At 54.4% G+C, this 19959-nt stretch carries 10 protein-coding genes; 3 read left to right on the top strand and 7 right to left on the bottom strand.

Features of this window, described 5'->3' with window-relative positions; translation table 11 throughout:
• Window positions 1–104: 104 nt before the first annotated feature.
• The 7 genes from NQ519_RS03160 to NQ519_RS03130 all read right to left on the bottom strand — a co-directional run bounded on the left by NQ519_RS03160 (window position 105) and on the right by NQ519_RS03130 (window position 12473).
• Window positions 105–1502: an alpha-L-fucosidase gene (locus NQ519_RS03160; protein ID WP_044118571.1), complete on the bottom strand. Its 1398-nt coding sequence runs from the start codon at window positions 1500–1502 to the stop codon at window positions 105–107.
• A gap of 53 nt (window positions 1503–1555) precedes the next feature.
• Window positions 1556–2788 (bottom strand): DUF4998 domain-containing protein, encoded by a 1233-nt coding sequence (locus tag NQ519_RS03155; RefSeq protein WP_083870891.1) that lies wholly within the window; start codon window positions 2786–2788, stop codon window positions 1556–1558.
• Between the two features lie 29 nt (window positions 2789–2817).
• Complete coding sequence (locus NQ519_RS03150; protein WP_044118572.1) at window positions 2818–4026, bottom strand: DUF5000 domain-containing lipoprotein; 1209 nt, start codon at window positions 4024–4026, stop codon at window positions 2818–2820.
• A gap of 28 nt (window positions 4027–4054) precedes the next feature.
• Window positions 4055–6016, bottom strand: a complete 1962-nt coding sequence (locus tag NQ519_RS03145; protein WP_026076286.1) for a RagB/SusD family nutrient uptake outer membrane protein — start codon at window positions 6014–6016, stop codon at window positions 4055–4057.
• A 12-nt stretch (window positions 6017–6028) separates the two neighbouring features.
• Window positions 6029–9202, bottom strand: coding sequence for a SusC/RagA family TonB-linked outer membrane protein (locus tag NQ519_RS03140; protein WP_147513190.1), 3174 nt, complete (start codon window positions 9200–9202; stop codon window positions 6029–6031).
• 90 nt (window positions 9203–9292) lie between these two features.
• Window positions 9293–11503 carry a putative Ig domain-containing protein gene (locus NQ519_RS03135; protein WP_044118573.1) on the bottom strand — a complete coding sequence of 737 codons (2211 nt, stop codon included), beginning with the start codon at window positions 11501–11503 and terminating at the stop codon, window positions 9293–9295.
• A 34-nt stretch (window positions 11504–11537) separates the two neighbouring features.
• Window positions 11538–12473, bottom strand: a complete 936-nt coding sequence (locus NQ519_RS03130) for a glycoside hydrolase family 43 protein (protein WP_019149520.1) — start codon at window positions 12471–12473, stop codon at window positions 11538–11540.
• 168 nt (window positions 12474–12641) lie between these two features.
• Between NQ519_RS03130 and NQ519_RS03125 the strand changes: the two genes are divergently transcribed.
• The 3 genes from NQ519_RS03125 to NQ519_RS03115 all read left to right on the top strand — a co-directional run bounded on the left by NQ519_RS03125 (window position 12642) and on the right by NQ519_RS03115 (window position 19900).
• On the top strand, window positions 12642–16670 hold the full coding sequence (locus tag NQ519_RS03125) for a two-component regulator propeller domain-containing protein (protein ID WP_147513130.1): 4029 nt from the start codon (window positions 12642–12644) through the stop codon (window positions 16668–16670).
• 145 nt (window positions 16671–16815) lie between these two features.
• Window positions 16816–17772, top strand: coding sequence for a glycoside hydrolase family 43 protein (locus NQ519_RS03120; RefSeq protein WP_026076287.1), 957 nt, complete (start codon window positions 16816–16818; stop codon window positions 17770–17772).
• Between the two features lie 133 nt (window positions 17773–17905).
• Window positions 17906–19900: a glucosidase family protein gene (locus tag NQ519_RS03115; protein ID WP_026076288.1), complete on the top strand. Its 1995-nt coding sequence runs from the start codon at window positions 17906–17908 to the stop codon at window positions 19898–19900.
• Window positions 19901–19959: the final 59 nt, after the last annotated feature.

Raw genomic sequence — 19959 nt, 5'->3', positions numbered from 1 at the left:
AGGAAGAGAATCGATTTTTTTAGGAGAGACATTTTGAACGGTACGATAAAAAATCGGGGCATGCGTACGGTCCGGATCGTCCGGCTGCATGCCCCGATAAAAAACTATTCGAGAATCAATTCGATAACAGGCAGTACGTCGTCCGGCTGCTTCACGGGAACGGGCATGATGAGGTCGCCCGGACGGGAGGTCTCGACTGTGTGCGCTCCGGGGTCTGCATGCGTCTGCGCATAGAACGTCAGTTCGGAAGCATCGTTCAGCAACTGAGCGTATTTGACCTTGCCTTCGTATCCCGGAAGATGGAGCGACTTGAACGGCCATTCCAATACATGGATGTAAAGTCGGCGGGTTTCCGGATTATAGGTGAGCAGACAGTTTTTCGGAACTTCGAACTCTTCGGGAGCTTGCGTACAACCATAGATCGAACGCGAGTGGTACTTCATCCACTTGCCGATGCCCGCCAGCCGGTCCATGGCCCGTCCCTCGAACGTGCCGCGTCCCGTAGGTCCTACGTCCAGCAGGAGATTGCCTCCCTTGCTGACCGTTTCGGCAAGCATTACAACCAGTTGCCGGACCGATTTCCACGCTTCGTCATCGCGGTGGTAGCCGAACGACCATGCATCCAAAGTCTGGCAGATCTCCCAGGGAACCCGCTCGCCGTTGAATTTGGGCCATTCGTAGGGGACATAGAGCTCGGGCGTCATGAAGTCCCAGCCCCACGTGGTGTGGTGCATGTCGGCACGATTGTCGACGATAATCTGTGGCTGCAATTTGCGCACCAGCTTCAGGATGCCTTCCGAATCCCACTCCTTGTGCCCCTTGCCGTTCTCGCCCGGATAGGAGTAGTCGAGGAATAGTTCGTCGATCTGTCCGAACTCTGTCAAGAGCTCCGTCAACTGGTTCTTGATATACTGCTGGTATTTTTTCAGGTCGCGGTGTTTGTTGGCCTCGATACGCTCCTCGTCAGACCGCGGGCTGTTGGGATGCAGCCAGTCGTAAGGAAAATCCGGATGGTTCCAGTCGATCAGCGAATAGTAGAATCCGATGCGGATGCCTTCGGCGCGGAAAGCGTCGACGAGTGGCCGGATGAGGTCCTTGCCATAAGGAGTGTTGGTTACCTTGAAGTCCGTGTATTTGGTGTCCCAAAGACAGAATCCGTCAAGGTGCTTGGTCGTGATGACAAGATATTTCATTCCGGCAGCCTTGGCTGTTGCCGCCCATTCGGCCGGATCGTACAAATCGGGGTTAAAATTCTCGAAATAACGCTGGTATCTCTCGTCGGACATCCATTCGCTGCGTTTGACACCTTCGCCACGCGCCGGGAGGCTGTAAACGCCCCAGTGGATGAACAGTCCGAAACGGTCGTGTGTCCACCAGGCCATGCGCTCGGCTTTCTGTTCCTTGGTTTCTCGGGCCCATGACGGAATCTTCTCCGTTTCTTGTCCGAACGCCGGACAAAGCGCCGCGAAAGCGAGCAATGCAATCAAAAATTGTTTTTTCATCTCTCGTGATTTTGGTTTGAAGTAATTATTTGGGTTGTTTAATCGGAGTCGGTTCAGTTGCTCCACAGTTCGACATAACTTACGTTGAAATCGGCATCACCGCCAAGTGTTCCCACGAAGCCGAAAGCGACCTTCATGGGTTTGTCCAATGTAAAGGATACGGAAAGCCGATTATCCGTCACATCATCGGGACATTTTGCCGACCCGATCGCTTTGGTATGCACCTCGGCTACATCGGGCAGCCCCTCCGTGAGTCCGGTTGCCACGGCTGCGTAAATTTCATAAGGAGACCCGTTCGGATTGAAGCTGTTCATGTAGACATCGAATCGGTAACTGCCTGCCGGGAGTTCGATTTCCTGGTATATTTTGCCATTTTCGATGGTGCCTACCGGCGAGTAATTCGGGTAGGTCCACAAACTCAGCGAATTGCGTCCACCCCACGTGTCGAATGTTCCGTTGGCCTCGGCGGCGGCATTTGCAATCCACCCTTTGACATAACCGAAGCGCTGGTGTATGACCAATCCCCGGTCATCGTGCACAAAGGGATTTCCGGCGTTCACGACCGGTATCCTGTACTGCGTTGTGCTCCGTTGCGAGCTCACGTCCGAACGAAACATGTCGATGGCAAGCGAATCCGGTTTGTAGACGGTATACCATTCGAACTCGCCGCCCGGCTTCGCACCGGTAATGACGCTTCTGTTATCGCCGGTGTTCACTTTGATGCTTTTTTGTCCGCTTCCGTCGGCCAGTTCGTAGGTCAAGCAAGTTTCCTGCGCCTCTTCGTAATTGAGGGGCAACCACTTAATGGTGGCGATAAACTCCCCGTCCTCGTAGGAGGTGACGATATCGCCTTCGATGCTCCGGTTTACCAACGACTGCTCATACAGATCGCCGTATACATAGCCGTTGGCCGTAACCGGTATCGACTTGTTGCCCAGACCGTCGTAGGTGATGACCGTAAATTCGTAGGGGCCCTCCTGCATGTCGGTCAGGACGACGTCGAATTTATCGTCGGGCGACGTGCGTACGATGTCGATGCTCTTGCTTTGCTCCTCCCCAGAAGGGTGTAACCAAGAGATCGTACACCGGGTCTGCGTGAGTCCGTAGCGCAAATCGCCCCGAAGTCCGATTCGTTCGCGGCCGGGATAAAGTTTCAGGGAATCAACCTTGCCCACGTAGATGGTTTCGCCCTTGTCAATATACTGTTCGATGTTTTCGAGCATGTCTCCGCAGGAGACGAGCAGACATCCCAGCACTCCTGCCGAAAATAGTTTCAGTGATTTCATAGCTGTCTCTCGATTAAAAACAGATTTGTTTATTCCACTTCACGCCCCCAGAACCACATCTGTTGGAAACAGATAAACTGCGTGTTGCTCCAGTTGGTCAGTACATTTATGCGAATGTATCTGACGGGTGACAAGCCTGCCGGAAATTCGAATTCCTCCCCTTTTTCGGCATACTCCCGATCCTCGGCATTCCACATGCCCAATCCGAGGGGAAGCCCCGACGGCTTGACACTCTCGCAGGTCGTCAGCAGGATCCATCCGTCCCATTCGCTGTTAGGATCGGGCGCATCGGCCCGCCCCCAGATCTCGAATATCCGCGGGTTTCCGTGTGCATAGAGCCATCCTCCGCCGGAGTCGAGCCGCTGCCAGTATTTCAGGCGGCTCAGCTCGGCTTGTACCCCGAGATCGAACGTGAAATGGGCCGGCCATGTATTGCCCTGTTCCGGGGTATGGAGCATGTTCCATACGCCCCAGCCGTAATTGCCATTCCAGATATTGGCCATCCGGAATCCGAACTCGTCGACGCGGATATCCCCCTTCTCGAACCGCTCAGAGAATTTGGACCGGTCGAGTTCCTGTTCGAAAATCGGGGTAATTCTGGCTTTGATCGTATCCGTGCTGTTCGACCACGGATCGCGCACGAATGCGCCGAACTCTTGCTCCTCGATCTCCATGCCGCGCACTGCGAAGCGGATATCCTTTCGCGACGTATATTCCGTGTGAAGGCTTTGCCACTCCCCGAATTTGTCCTTTTGGAGCAGTTCGATGATGAGGTTTCCGTTGTCGGGGTTCGACAGCGAAACGTAGACTCCGCCGAACGTACTACCGAGCTGCATCGACTCGAAGGCGTCGAGGTAAACCGGCCGTCCCGGAACAACGGTACACGTGCTCGCCGGACCTTCGTTCTCCATCCGGTCTACGGCCGAAAGGGTGATCTCCTTCGGTTCCGTATTGCCGAAACCTTCGATCACGAGTTTGTTGGTATAGGCGGAAGAGATTGCCTCCCGGCGTTCGCCGGTATCGAGGGTGTAGGTGGCTTTCGCGTACATGAAATCTTCATCGGAAGGAGCCAGGAAGGTGATTTCAACGCCCCCGGGCAACTGCTCGTAAGAGACCATCGATACTGCGCCGGGCGCCTGGCTGTCGTTCGGGCCAAAAGGTTTCAGGTGGTTGTGCTCTTCGCACCCCGAAAACCAGACGGCAGCCCCGAATATCACATATAACATGCTATTTTTCATAATTCTTCTGATTTTTACAGGTTTGGGTCTACCATCCTTTGGTCTGAACCAGGTTGGGGTTAATCACCAGATCGTACTCTTTTATCGGCCAGAGATAATCCCGTTGATAGAACCGTTGGTTGAAAATATTCCTTACATTGTAATACCCTTCGACGGTCTCCTGGTCCACCGACCAGCCGCTCACAGGTTTGTTGAACTCTTTTACGGCCGTTTTCCAGCGTCTCACGTCGAAGTAATGCTGTCCTTCCAATGCGAGTTCGATGGAACGTTCGCGCCGGATGATCTCGCGCATCCCGAGCGAAGTCAAGGGCTTCGAAGGATTCATGGAATAGTTCTGCCACGACTCCACAACCCCTTTCAGCCCCGAGCGGGCGCGTACCTTGTTCACATAGATATATACATCGTCGGGGACGTTCTTGTCGATGTTGGCTTCGTTCATCGCCTCGGCGTAGAGCAGGTAGAGATCGGCGAGCCGGATGATCGGGAAAGAATACTCCCGGACTGAAACCGAAGATCCGTAAGTATTGTCGTAATAGATGAGTTTCTTCGCATAATAGCCCGTAATCGAATAGATGCCCATCTTAGTCTGGCCTGCCCGCTGGTTCTTCTTTGCCTCCACGTAATTGCGCGTATCCACATCGTCCGGATTTTTCCAACCGTTGCCGTACCACGTCGAGCCGTCGAATCCGAGCGAACCGTAGAAACGGGGTTCCCGATTGAAGTGCAGGATCGCCGTCTCGTAATTCTGCTTGAATAGGTATTCGCTGTAACCGTTTGTGCTCTGCGTTTGGTAACGGCGGTTGTAGTAATCGTTGGCCGGATCGTTCCAGACCTTGTCCTCTTCGATCGGCACGCCGTTCGAAGAATAGAAGCGTTCGGCGACTGCCAGCGTAGGTGCATAGTTTGCCTTGCAATAACTGTTCGCATTGGACGCGTTGATATTGTTCGTGCCGGGTGTAATCAGCGGCATCACATTGATTTGCAGGTCGAATGTCGACTGTGTACCGACGCTCCATATCAGTTCTTTATTGAATCGTTCAGTAACGGCCTGGCGGGTGTTCATACCGTACAGCAGTTCGTCCGGCATTGGGTACGTCGCATCGAGTGAGAAATCGTACAGGTCGTGCTTTCCGTCGTCCACTGCCGACCGGATTGCGTCCCGGCAGGCTTCCGCTGCACGCTCCCATTTCTCCGTGCTTTGTTCCTGGCTGATAAACGGCTTGTGATCGTGGTCGAGGAAGTTGGCATAATCGGTATTGCCGTTGAACAATGGGCTCGCCGCCAGCACCAGCGTCTTGGCTTTGATGGCCAGCGCCGCAGCCTGGGTCAGACGGCCGAGTTCGACGGCCTCCATCTGTATCACTTTCGGCAGGTCGGTATAACATTCGTCGATCGTCCGGACGATGTAGTCTACCACATCGTCCACTTTGTTGCGCGACACCCGTACCTCTTCGACTGACGCATCGATGGGCAGGCTCTTGTCGATAATCGGAATCGGGCCGTAAAGCTGAAACAGGTAGTAGTGGAAGAAGGCCTTGAGCACCTTTGCTTCGGCGAGCCACCGGCGGCGTTCGGTTTCGTACAACCCCGCCACCCGGTTACGGTCGGAAACGTATTCGATGAAGATGTTGCAGTCGCGTATAGCCTGGAAGAGCGGCATTCCGCGCTCTTCCCCGTCCCAATAGTTGTTGAGCGGAGTTACGATGTTCTGCAATCCATTGGCAATCCCGAATGCCCAGAGATTCTGGACATAAACATTGTCGTCCATCGAATAGTACCAGATCTCGTTCCCTGCGGTGAGTCCAGGATTCCAATCCTGGTCGCCGTAGAGCGGTACGTAGGAATAACACGTCGTGAGGTAACGTTCCGCGCTGGAACGGTTGTTGAACGCAATGTCGAGCGTCGCAATGTTGTCGGGGACCACGTCGAGATAATCCACGCACGAGCAGAGCGAGCCTAAGCAGATCAGGGCGGTAAATATTCTTTTCATTTTGTGCGTCGTTTAAAAGTTCAGGGTAAGTCCGATGTTGTAGACTTGCTGGATGGGATATCCCAGTCCGTTGTCGCCCATTTCGGGGTCCCACATCTTGAACGGACTGCTGGTAAACAGGTTGTTGGCAGAAAAATAGATGCGCAATGCGTCGATCCGTACCTTGTTGAGTGCCTTGGAAGGAATGGAGTAGCCGATTTCGAGTGATTTGAGGCGGAAAAAACTGCCGTCCTGCATCCACCAGGTGCTCGGCTGCGAGTTGTTCTTGACTTCGCGGTCCGAAAGACGCGGCCAGAAGGCGTAGCTGTTGCGATTGGATTCGGACCAGTGGTCGTCGGCGATCCTGCGGAGCAGGCCGTTCGAGAGGCGGCTGTTCGACGGAATGAGCATTCCGCTCTTCTGCCCCGCCGTGTGCGGGTCGATGAAGGGGGCGATGGTGTTCGGATTGAGCCAGAACGAAACCTGGGCGTTGCCCTGGAAAAAGACCGAAAGGTCAAATCCCTTGTAACCCATCGAAACGCCGAATCCGTAGGATATTTTGGGAATCGTTGGGTAGCCGATGAAGACCTGGTCGAGGTCGGTTATCTGGCCATCGCCGTTAATGTCCTTGTACTTGATGTCGCCCGGCTTGTATTCGCCGAAGTTCTGGCGGGGCGAATTGGCGATGTCCGCCTCGTCGACGAAGAGCCGTTCTGCGATATAGCCCATATGCTGGGAGATGCTCTGCCCGATGTGGGTGCGGTAGGGTGCTCCCTGTCCGGCATAGTCCGGCTCTTCGTATTTCTCGTAGCGGCTCGTGGCATAGGTGAAATTGCCGCGACCGCTAATCCAGAAACTTTTGTTGTTGACGAACGAATAGTCGACCGAAATATCGACGCCCCGCGACGAGGCCTCGCCCAGGTTGGCTTTCACGCCGGCTGTCAGTCCCATGGTCGAGGGAATGTATGTGCGGTCCATCAGGATATTGCTGCGGTATTCATGAAAAAAGTCGGCTTGTATCTCCAGTTTGTTGAAAAGCTCCAGTTCGATACCGATGTTAGTTTTGCGGGCGGTCTCCCACGTGATCTTGTCGTTGGCATAGCGCATCACGGAGATCCCGTCGGGGGCGAAAGCATAGTCCTGGCCAAAGTACTGCTTGCGATTGCCGTTGTTCATGTTCACATTCGAGAGGTAGAAAAAGCGGTCATTCGCGCTTCCGATGGCGTCGTTGCCGACCAACCCGTAGGTTGCCTTGAATTTCAGCTTGCTCACTACCTTTTCGAGCTTTTCCCAGAAGGGTTCGTTCGAAATGATGTATCCCAAACCGATCGAAGGGAAGAACCCGTAGCGTTCGTTGCGAGAGAAGCGTTCGGAGCCGTTATAGCCAAAGTTGAATTCCAGGAAGTAACGTTTAGCATAATCGTAGGTTATACGGCCTGACAATCCCTGGTTCCGGTAGGGGAGCGATTTCTGCAAGTCGCCGGCATTGGAATACTGCGACGATTTCAGCGTATACACGAGCATGGCGCTTACGCCATGGTCGCCGAACTCCCGGTTATAATTGGCCGACGCTTCGATGTAGTTCGTCGTAGTTACGTCCTTCGCACCTTCGTGGTAACCGAGGTAGTCGGTTCCCCCGTCGGGATTCAACTGCGTCAGGCGGTAAGAATTGGTAACCGGCTCGTACCCGGTGGCCATGTAATAGAATGGCTCGTAATAGCGCATTACGTCGGAATAGGAGTAGCGCGTCGTGTTGAAAAGCACACGGGCGCTCAGCCCTTTGGTGATGAAGTCGAACTGCTGCTTGAGTTCGCCCTGAGCCAGAATCAGCGTTCGGCTGTACTCCTTGTAGCCCTTGACCATCTGTGCGTAAGGGTTCATATAGAGCCCGTTGTCATAATTACCGAAGAGCGTGTGCGTCGCCTCCTTGTATTCGCCCTCCTTGGGATAGTATTTCGGGAAAAGGACCGGATTCGACTTCATGGCGAGGGAGTACATCACATCGCCGCCGTTGAGCGGTCCGATGTAATCGTCGAAATTACCCTGGACCTTGATCGCAAGTTCCGTACTCTTCGTCAGGTTGATATTGACATTGGAACGTACCGAATACTTTTTGAGATCGATGTTGTTGTTGAAATTATTCTGTTTGTCCACTTTCAAAAGCCCGTTGTCTTTGGAGAAAGCCGCTGCGACGTAATACCGGGCAACCTGCCCGCCGCCGCTCACACTGATATTGCCCCGCTGGTTGACGGCCACTTTCGAAAAGAGTTCGTTGTACCAGTCGGTTGCTGGGAACATGTAGGGATTCGTACCCTTGGCCGTATTGGCGATCTTTGATTGCGAATACGGCGTTACCCCCAGCGGGTTGCGGGCGATGACGGCTTCGTTCCCCAGTTTCATGTAGGTGATCGGGTCGGCCATATCTACCATGTCGGCCGGCATAGAGAACGAATTTTCCAGACGCAGGGACACTTTGGCCCGTCCCTCGCGCCCCTCCTTGGTCGTTACCAGAATGACTCCGTTGGCGCCGCGAGCCCCGTAAAGGGCTGTGGCGGTAGCGTCTTTCATGATCGAAAAACTGGCGATGTCGTCCACGTTGAGCCGCGCCAGGTCATCAGCCGACAATTCGATGTTGTCGATCAGTATCAGCGGGTCTTTCTTGTAGCCGAATGTCGTAACGCCACGGATGAAGAATTCCGCATTGTCGGCACCCGGTTCCCCGCTCTTCTGGTAGGAGATCATACCGGCCATACGGCCGCTGAGGGCTGTGGTGAGGTTGCTGCTCGGTACTTTCAGATTCGTCGGATTGATGGTGGTAATCGAACTGATGACGCTCTCCTTTTTCTGCTTGGCGAAGGCCACGACGGTTACCTCTTCCATTTCGTTGGCTTTCGGGGTGAGCGTGACAGTCAGTTTTTCGGTTCCGGAAACCGTCTTGATTACCGGCTCATATCCCAGGAAACTGAATTCGAGCTGTGCGCCGTCCTCCACCTCGATGGAGAACTGTCCTGCCGTGTCCGTTATTACGCCTTTAGTGCCGCCCTTTATCTGAACGACCGCACCGGCCATCGGGGAACCGTTGTTGTCGACGACGGTTCCCGTCACGGTATGGAGTTCGGCCTTGGCCTGCAAAGCCGCCCCAGACGTTGTTTCCGCAACCGATACAGCGAATAAAGCCGTGTTTGGAGAAAACAACACGCACAACATCACGAATCTGCATACAGGCCGCGCCAACCGGCTGGTGCCGAACTTAAAATCCTCGTTACGTTTCATGTGTTCGCAGATTAATTATTTTTATCAGTAAAATCGGTAAAGTACGGCCCCGTGTTTCGGAACGTTGGTTTTGAGGCTGCTGCTGTCGAACGGCACATCCGTCCGTCGCCAGAGATCCCGGACCCTGCTAATGCCTTCCAAACCGGCCTCGCCAGGATTCCATTCCAACTCAACATCGTGCTCCGCCCAGTTGACGATTCCTACGGCATGGCTGCCATCCTCCATCTCTTTCACCCAAATGTCGGTCTCACCGACTTTTTTCCGCACCCGGGCCTGTTTTCCGAGCGGGTCCTGATTCACCTCGTTCACTTCGGGGTTCGTAAGCAACCCCAGCGTGAAGTCGTCTATCTGGGCGAGATCGCATCCGATTAACAACGGGGATGCAAGTAGGTTCCAAAGGGTTACGTGCAGGTATTGTTCGTCTACCGTCAGCCGTGTCGGATGGAGGTTCGGGCCCCAACCTACTTTTCCTATGACCAGCATGTCCGGATCGTTCCAATGACCCGGCTTGGCGAAATCGGCCAGATCCCGCTGGCGCATGGCGATACTGCGCAGCGACTCCCAGGTATCGACGATATCCTCGGTCGTCCGCCAGCAGTTGCCCCCGGCGGCTTCGCCCCATTGCCATACGTCCCGCATGCCGTACTGGCAAATGCTGTAAACGATGTCGCGGTCCTGCTTTCGGAGTTCACGCTCCATGACCAAATAGGGTTTCATGAACGCCGTGATCGACATCTCTTTCTGCTGATGGAAAATCTGGTCATAGCCGCACCAGTCGTATTTCAGGTAATCAATCCCCCATTCCGCATAAGTCGCGGCATCGAGCGCCTCGTAGCCCCACGATCCGAGTTGGTGTGCACATGTCGTCGGGCCGGGTGAAGAGTAGATGCCCAGTTTCAGTCCTTCGGAATGCAGCCAGTCGCTGATGTCTCGGATGTCGGGGAAATGCGGTCCCGGAAGCAGTCTGCCGTCTGCCGTCCGCTTTTTCGCTTGCCATACATCATCGATGTTGATATAACTCCAACCGTAGTCAATAAGCCCCTTATCGATAAGCGCACGGGCCGAGGCAGCCACTTTTTCCTGCGTTACGCTCTCGCCCCAGCAGTTCCATGAGTTCCAGCCCATCGGAGGAGTCAGGCTCAGTTTGTCGCCTACTTTCAACACAAAATGCTGAACTGCCTTGCCACGGGCGTTGCTGACCTCTACCTCAATGTCATAATCGCCTTTCTGAGCGACACTTCCTTCCAAAACACCTGTGGCGGGATCTATTGTAACGTTCTCGGGCAGATTCCGGGCGCTGTAAACAAGGGGCTTTTCGCCCGATGCCGCTACTTTGAACAGGATGGGGGAGGAAGGGCGTACGCCGAACACGCGCGGACTATTGATCCGAGGTTCGGGAGCGGGCGGCGGCGTCAGGATATACGGAGTGATGATGCGGGTATCGGTCTGCTTACCCGTCCGGCCATCGGTATACTGGACCCGCACTTCGATTCGCTCGTTTTTTGGATAGGATATGCGGCGCACCAATTCTTTGCCCGGCGTGAGGTTGAGTTTCCCGGATACGGAGGCCAGCATCTTGCCGGTATTGGTGTCGGTCGTGACGATGCGGAATTGGCCTTTCTGGTTCTCGGCAGCATCGTTCTTCATTACGATCCGGCACTGTGCAGCATTGTCCGACGATTCAAATTCGGACGATACCGTCAGCATGTCGATTAGGTCGTTGATGTAGAGACGCGGTGTGCCGTTCCCGATACCTCCGATGCCGGAGTCGTCGTATACCCGTACGGCAATCACATTCTCTTCGCCCCAGCGGAGAATGGGATCGTCCACGGCGATCTTGTAGTTACGCTCGACGGTAAACGCCGTGGTATAACCACCAGAATCGCCCGGGAAAGCGCCCGTCTTGCCGATAAGTTTGCCGTTAAGGTAAGTCTCGTCCGCATCGTCGATCTTCGCCATATAGATGTGTAGCCAATCCTTATAGTAGGATTTGTCGCGCATCTCGCGGGGCAGGGTAAATCGGATCCGGTACCAGGCGAAACCGTTGTAGTCATATCCCTGCATCTCCCAGGAATAGAAAGTGTTGATCGAGTTCCATCGGCTGTCGTCGAAGTCTGGAGAGCGCCAGACCATGTCATCCCCGACTTTGAATTTTGCCGTCGGAAATTCGAGTTTTTGTTGTGCGAAAGCAGATGCCGCAAAGCATAATGCCGCAACCAAAAGTTTAGTTTTCATGAAATTAATGGTTAGTAATTAGTGCTGTAAGTTATCATTTCAAGCGGGCGGAAGCGACATCCGATACGTGTATGACCGGAATGGAGTCGTCGCTGAACGAAATGTCGGCCGTGTACATGGCCCGGGGATGAAACCCCTTATCGTCGTGGTGTGCATGGAAGACGATTTTCAGCCGGCCGCGTTTATCCCGGAACAATGTGCTGTGTCCGGTTCCAAGCAGGTTGCCAGGTTTCTGCAACACCGGGTTCTGGTCGTACTTGGTCCATGGGCCCAGCGGCGAGGTCGCGGTGGCGAACCCGATGCCGTAATATTGGCTGACATGGCTGTTGCCCGAATAAATCATATAGTAAATTCCCTTGTGTTTGACGACGAAAGCGCCTTCGATGACTCTCGGCCACACCTCTTCCCAGGTCTGGGTAGTACATAGACAGCGTGTGAGCGTCTCCTGGCGGATTGTGACCAAGTCGTTTTCCAATTCCGCGCCCCAGATGGTCATTCCGTCGTCGAATTTGTTGAAGAAAATGTAAGCCTGCCCGTCGTCGTTCATAAATAGCGTGTTGTCGACACACCGTTCGTCGAGCATCGTCTTTTTTTCATCCTGCACGAACGGTCCCAGCGGGGAATCAGACCATGCGGCGCAAATCCGGTCGTCGGAAGAGTAATACATCAGGAAGCGTCCCCGCTCCTTTATATAATAGACTTCCGGAGCCCAGAAAAGATGCTCGCCCCACATCCCGTCGGTGGGTAGCGCCTCGTGCGCCGTTTTCCAGGTGCGTAGGTTGCGCGAGGTATAGACGCCGATCTGGTTGTCGGGATTGGTTCCGTAGGCGTAATAGACGCCGTCGTACAGCAGGATGTTGGGGTCGGCGAGCGGGACCGAAGAGGGAGCGATTGTCTTCTCGGACGCAGTATCGCAGGAGACGGCGAACACCGGAAGCAGACACAGCACGAAAAAGTAAAGTTTGCCCATAGGCCGGTTGATTTTGGTTAAGTCAAAATTAATCGCCGGGAGCCGTTCGGGGCTAATATTTTTTATTCAAATCTTGTAATAATCGACTATTTAGGCCCTTTTGCTTGCGATTAACTTAAATTTTACTGAATTTTACCATTGTTGATGAAAAATTACTACATGTCCCGTATGAAGAAACTCTTTCTCCTCTTATTCGTATCATTTTTTACTGTCGGAGACATCTACTGCCAGAAGTTGTTCCCGTTCCAATTCCGCAAGATCGATGTCGACGACGGACTGTCGGAGAACAGCGTGCAGTGTATTATCCAGGACTCGTGCGGCTTCATGTGGTTCGGCACCAAAGCGGGACTGAACCGCTACGATGGGACCGAGTTCCGGATATACCGCAACGATCCCAACGAAAATCTCTCCTTGGGCAACAACTACATCCGGAGCCTGTTGCTGGGGCCCTCCGACGTTCTGTACGTGGGTACGGACGCCGGACTTTATATCATGCGCATGGCAGACGAAAAGTTCACGAAACTGAACGTCAAGACCGCTGACGGGATAGAGGTAACCTCCGGCGTCAACAGCATGCAATTCGACGACAAGGGCCGTCTTTGGCTGGCGACGATGATCCAAGGCGTGTTTACGTTCGACCCCGGCACGAATACGTTGAGCCGGGTCGAATCCGTCGGGCTGGACCTTAGGCAAAATGCTGCATGGTGCGTCATACGCGATCGTTCGGGCGTTATGTGGGTCGGAAGCCGGCTGGGGCTGCTGCGGTATGATTCCGGTCGCGGGGTACTCAATCCGGAGTCAGCGTTTTCGGGCGAAACCAGAATCGAGATACTGAATATTTCCGAAGATGAACGGGGCCAGTTGTGGCTGGGAACCTGGGAGGACGGGGTGCTCTGTTATCATAAGGATACCCGAACCTACGCGTCTTACGGCGGCAAGGGGGCGGAAAACTACATTACCCATGTCCGGGCCGTCTTCCCGTACTCGAAGGAGATAATGCTCATCGGGGCCGATGACGGGTTCTATGCTGTCACGTCTGACGGGCTCCGGAGGATCGACAACCCCCGCAGTCAGCAAAGCCTGAGCGACCAGAATGTTTATTCGATTTTCCAGGACCGGGAGAACGGTTTGTGGATCGGAACTTATTTCGGCGGCGTTAACTACTTCAACCCGTTACTTTCGTCGGTGGAGACCTTTGTGCCGGGCAATGTCCCGGGGATGCTTTCGGGCCGGGCTGTAGGGCAGTTCTGCGAGGATCCTGCGGGCAACCTCTGGATTGCCACCGAGGACGGCGGCGTGAACTATTTCAACACGAAGACCAACTGGATCACACAGCCTATCGAGACCTCCTACCACAACATCCAGGCCTTATTGCTGGACGGCGACGACCTCTGGATCGGCACACTGTCCCGCGGGCTCGATATTCACAACCTGAAAAGTGGACATGTAAACCATTTGCGGCACGACCCGGCGGACGAACACTCAATCGACAACGACTGTATCTTCTCGCTTTACCGGACGCGTAGCGGGGAGATTTTCGTAGGGACGAGCGAGGGAGTGAACCGCTACGATCGACAGCACCACCGTTTTGACCGGATTCTGGGAAACGCCGGGTGCGTACGCGATATGCTGGAGGACGAATACGGCAACCTGTGGCTGGCATCACTGAACGCCGGAGCTATACGGCTGAAACTCGCCGAAGGCGAATGGATCCACTACGACTCCGTGAACTACCGTAGCAATCCCATCGTGGGCCAGAAACTTTGCAGTGTATATATTGACGCCCACAAAAATCTCATCTATACCAGCCAGGGTGGCGGAATATTCTTCTATGATCACCAAACAGACAGTTTCCGAAACATCTCGCTTGCCGACGGACTTCCCGACAACGTCATCTACGGAGTGCTGGACGATCAGTTCGGCAACTTGTGGCTGAGTTCTAATGTAGGCATTATCCGCTTCAACCCGAAGGCCCCGCACGATAGCCGCATCTATAACAAGACCAGTGGAATGCAGAGCGCTCAGTTCAATTTCAGGGCCAGCTACAAAACTCGGGACGGCAAATTCTATTTCGGGGGCATCAACGGTTTTAGCTGTTTCTATCCTGAAGAACTGGCCGACGTGAAAAACCAGTTCGTGCCACCGGTCGTAATTACGGGAATAACTTTCTTGAAGGGAGGTAAAAAAGCCTTGGAGACGAAAACAATCTCAACATCGTTCTACCACGGGAATCCCATCGAAATTTCCTATAAACAAGCCTCGTTCACCATTTCTTACGTCAGCCTGAGCTACGTGTCGCAGGCAGACAACTGCTATGCCTATATGCTCGAGGGCTTTGACACCGACTGGCACGATGTCTGCAACAACCGGAGCGTCTCCTATTTCAACCTTCCGCCTGGCAAGTATACCTTCAAGGTGAGAGGTTCCAACAATGATGGGATGTGGAATACGGAAGCTGCCCGTATCGACATCCGCATCCTGCCGCCGTTGTGGCGTTCCGCCTTTGCGATAACGGCTTATATCCTGGCTTTTATTCTGGCTTGTTTCCTGACAATCCGCCATCTGTTACAGAGGCTCCGACGCAAACGGGCCGCCGAATTGGAAAGCGTCACGGCTGAAGCGGAGAAAAAAACGTTTCAGTCTCAGATTGAATTCTTCGTCTCCATCGCACATGAAATACGGACCCCGCTGAGCCTCATCAGCGCCCCGCTCGAAGAGATCATCGCTTCGGGGGATGCTTCCGGCCAAATGCGCCAGAACCTGCGGATCATCGACAAGAACCGCGAACGGCTCTCGACGCTCGTCAATCAACTGCTCGACTTCCGAAAGATCGATTCCCGCAAACACATCGCCATGCGGCAAGAAATCGACCTAAAAAAACTTCTCTCTGATATATACGAACGTTTCCTCAAGACCTCCTATACCAAACACATCGAAATGCTCTTCGAACTTCCCGAAGGCGATGCTTCCGTGATTTCCGATTCCGATGCGCTGATCAAGATAACCGACAACCTGCTGGCCAATGCCCTCAAATTCACCTCGGACCGTATTCTTTTGCAGTTGCAGCGCAATGCCGACCGGTCGTTTACTATCCGTGTAACCGATAACGGCAAGGGAATCCCCGACCGGTTGAAGAAATTGATCTTCGACCCCTTCTACCAAATCGACAAGCAAGACGAGAAACGTGGGTATGGCATCGGGCTGTCGCTGGTGAAAAACCTTTCCGAAGTGCTTGAGGGGCAGATCAGGGTGTCCGACGCTCCGGGCGGAGGAACTGTTTTCTCGGTCACATTCGCCAACCTCTCGTCCGTAACTTCCCAAAGCCCGTCATCCGTATCCGTAGACGAGGAATCCCTTCTGGAGGACCCGGCGGCGGAGCACCTGCCGCGCCTGTTAGCCGTCGACGACAATCCCGATATGACCCTTTTTATCAGCCAGAACCTTGGTGGAAATTATCACGTCGACGTAGCGGACAATGTCTCCCAAGCCCTGAAATTACTGGAGAAAAACTCTTACGAACTCATCATCTCGGACATCATGATGCCCGGCACTGATGGAATATTATTTGCTCGGCAACTTCGTAACAATATAAATTTCAGTCATATCCCGATCATCTTGCTTTCGGCCAAAACCGATAATGTTTCAAAAGCCGAAGGGCTTTATGCCGGCGCTGACGTCTTCATCGAAAAGCCGTTTTCCATGAAGTACCTAAAAGCCCAGATCGCCAGTCTGCTCAATAACCGCAAGAGCATTCTGGACGCTTTCAACCGTTCGCCGCTGATGCCCTATTCGGCGCTGGCAACGAATAAAAGCGATGAGATTTTCCTGAAAAAACTGAATGAAGAGATCGAGAAGCATATGGCCGACGAAAACTTTTCAGTGGAATCGCTGGCCGACATCTTCAGCCTCAGCCGTTCGAGTCTTCAGCGCAAAGTCAAGATAATCAGCGGAACGACTCCGGGCGAATACCTTCGTAATTACCGGTTGAAACGGGCCTGCCACTTGTTGCTGGAAAGCAACATGCGGATCAACGAAGTGGCTTTTGAAGTGGGGTTCAATTCTGCCTCCTATTTCACCAAAGCTTTTTTCAAGGCCTACAACATGACACCGACGGACTTCCTCGCCGAGCACGCTCCGGAAAAGGCCGACCGACAAATGCAGGGGACGGCCTCCGGAAAATCGACCGACCGGAATTGACCGAATAGTTACAGATTATGGAACTATTTTTCCAGTTTGTCCGGGAGTGCCCGCCTATCTTTGCATCACCGGGAAAACGGCGGTACGCCGTTCGATGGCGGTAACCCGGACCGAACTCAAAAAACAACTTTAAATTTTATTCGCTATGAAACGACTGTTTTTGCTGATTCCTACCCTGTTCGCTATCGCCTGTTGTACGGCGTCTGGACCCCGCTCGGTGGATGCTCCGGTAAAGATTCCTTTGGCCGACCCGTTCATCCTACTTTACGACGGGGTTTATTATGCCTATGGCACGGGAGCCGAGAATGGCATCGAGGTGTGGACCTCCTGCAACCTGGTTTCCTGGAAGAGAGCCGAAGGTGGCGCCCGCGACGGACTGGCTCTGTACCGTGGGGATGTCTGGGGCGATAAATGGTTCTGGGCGCCCGAGGTTTATCGGCTGAAAGACAAATTCTACATGTATTTTACGGCCGAGGAGCATATTTGCGTCGCCACTTCCGATTCTCCGCTGGGGCCTTTCGTGCAGCGGGAGAAGGCGCCGATGATCCCCGGTGAAAGGTGTATCGACAACACGCTGTTCATTGACGACGATGGCCGGGCGTACATGTATTTCGATAAGTTCAACGACGGCCTGAATATCTGGGTTGTCGAGATGGAGGACGATTACGTGACGATGAAAAAAGGGACGATGCGTCCGTGTATCCATGTTTCGCAGGCGTGGGAAGAGGTGTGGCCCCGCGTAAACGAAGGCTGCTTCGTGATCCGGCAGAACGGGACTTATTACATGACCTATTCGGCCAACAGCTATGAAAGTCCTTTCTACGGTATCGGATGCGCAACGGCCGATTCTCCGCTGGGCCCTTGGACCAAATACGATCACAACCCCTTGTTGCAGAATCCCGGCGAGTTGGTCGGCGTCGGGCACAGTGCAATGTTCCGTGACAAGGCGGGTAACCTGAAGGTCGTCTTCCATGCCCACAAAAGCAAGGATTCGATTCATCCCCGTGAAATGTATATCTCCGATGTGCGCTTCCGTTTGCAGCAGGGACGCTCTCTGATGGAAATCGCACCTGAATACGCGACGCCGCGGATTGCGGAATAGATACAATAAACCTGTTAATTGAATTAGATCAATGCACATTTTATTTAGTCAATCGGGCAATGGTTGACCAATTTGTGCAACTTTTTCATTTGTAAATGTTTAGAACTTTAATTCAACCAACGAGTTACGAATCATGAAAAAATATCTATCCCTTCTTGCCTTTTGCGCCTTGTTGACGGTACCGTCCCAAGCCCCTGCTACGCAGCCCCGCTGGACCATCGCCAACGACCACGCTATTCGTTGGACAGTAGACGGCAGCCGACTGCCCCATAACGACCATGTGGAGATGAGCGGAGAACAAATATCCGCACGACTGCACTATGGCGTGGAGAGTGACGGACGCTTCACGCTGACCCGCACGCTCGTATGGCCCATGCTGCGCATGCTTCCCAACGACACGTTCGGCGGACTGACCCGCGACTTCCCGCAGAATTTCCTCGACGCCGTACGCATCGACGGGAAAGCGCTCGCTGCCGAGCAAGTCGAATACCTCCGGCTGGACGGCCTGCTGACCGTCGTGAGCCGATACGGCGACATCGAAGTGACGCGCTGCCTGTTCCCCTCACCCGCACGGGCGGCATTCTGTGAGCAATACACTCTCCGCAATGACGGCCCGACCACCGTCGCCGTCGAGCTGAACCCCGTGCGCGATGAAGTTCACACCGACGCCGACGCCGGAGTCGAGGGCAGTTATACGCTCATTGCGGCGACGGATTTCGTCCGCAGCAGAACCCTCCGGCTTGCTCCGGGCGAAACGTGCGTTTTCGGAGCTTCGGTGCGCGGGCTCAAAATGCCCGAAGTCGAACTGCCCCTCGACATCTCTGCCGAACGGGCGCAACGCGAAGCCTTTGTCGCCGAGGTGTGCGACAATCTGAGTTTAGAGTCGCCAGAACCCGTGCTCAACACGATGTTCGCACTGGCCAAGGTCCGCACCGCAGAGTCCGTTTTCCGCACGCGCGGAGGACTCCTCCACGCTCCCGGAGGCGTCTACTACGCCGCCATCTGGTGCAATGACCAACCTGAGTATGTGAATCCTTTCTTCCCGCAGTTAGGTTACGCCAAAGGCAACGAAGCGGCCCTGAACAGTTTCCTGCATTTCGCCCGCTACATGAATCCCGAATACCGGTACATTCCATGGTCGGTGATCGCTGAGGGATACGACACCTACGGTCCATTCGACCGCGGCGATGCAGCGATGCTGGCCTACGGCGCGGGACGCTATGCCCTCCAAACGGGCGACACCCGCACGGCGGAAGCCTTGTGGCCGCTTATCGAATGGACGCTCGAATACTGCCGGCGCAAACTCAACGAACACGGCGTCGTCGCTTCCGAGGCCGACGAACTGGAAAAACGTTTTCCGGCAGGCGATGCCAATCTCTGCACCTCGTCGCTCTACTACGACGCCTTACGCTCCGCGGCATGGCTCGCCGAGCAGACCGGACGGCCGCAACGACTGGCCGACGAATACCGCCGCAGGGCCGAAACGCTGCGTGAAAACATCGAACGCTTCTTCGGTGCGACGGTCGAGGGGTACGCCACCTACCGCTATTACGAAGGCAACGACATCCTGCGTTCGTGGATCTGCGTTCCGCTGGTTACGGATATTTTCGAACGCCGGGAGGCGACCGTGGCGGCCCTGCTCTCCCCGCGGCTCTGGACCGAAAACGGAATGCTGACCGCAGCCGGAAACGACACGTTCTGGGACCGCACCACGCTCTATGCCCTGCGAGGCATTTATGCCGCGGGCTTCCGCGAAGAGGCCACCGAATGCCTGCGGTTCTACTCGCAGACCCGGCTCCTCGGCGAGCATGTGCCTTATGCCGTCGAAGCGTGGCCCGAGGGCGATCAGCGCCACCTCTCGGCTGAGAGCGGACTCTACTGCCGCATCGTCACCGAAGGCATGTTCGGATTCCGGCCGACGGGATTCCGCTCGTTCACGCTCACCCCCCAACTGCCCGACGCATGGAACCAGATGGCCCTGCGCCGGATGTACGCCTGTGCGGAACGGCCTTACGACATCGTCGTGAAGCGCGCCGGGAAAAAACTCCATGTACGCATCGAACGCGACGGCTCCTGCATCCGAAAATACACCGCAGACAACGGCACGACGATACGAATCGAATTGTAACAACAACGACATTGGTTGGAAAACCCAGACGCGGATGCCCCCTGCGACCAAATTGAAAT

The sequence above is a fragment of the Alistipes senegalensis JC50 genome, from assembly GCF_025145645.1.
Taxonomy (GTDB): Bacteria; Bacteroidota; Bacteroidia; order Bacteroidales; family Rikenellaceae; genus Alistipes; species Alistipes senegalensis.
This window is presented reverse-complemented; position numbering and strand designations above follow the sequence as displayed.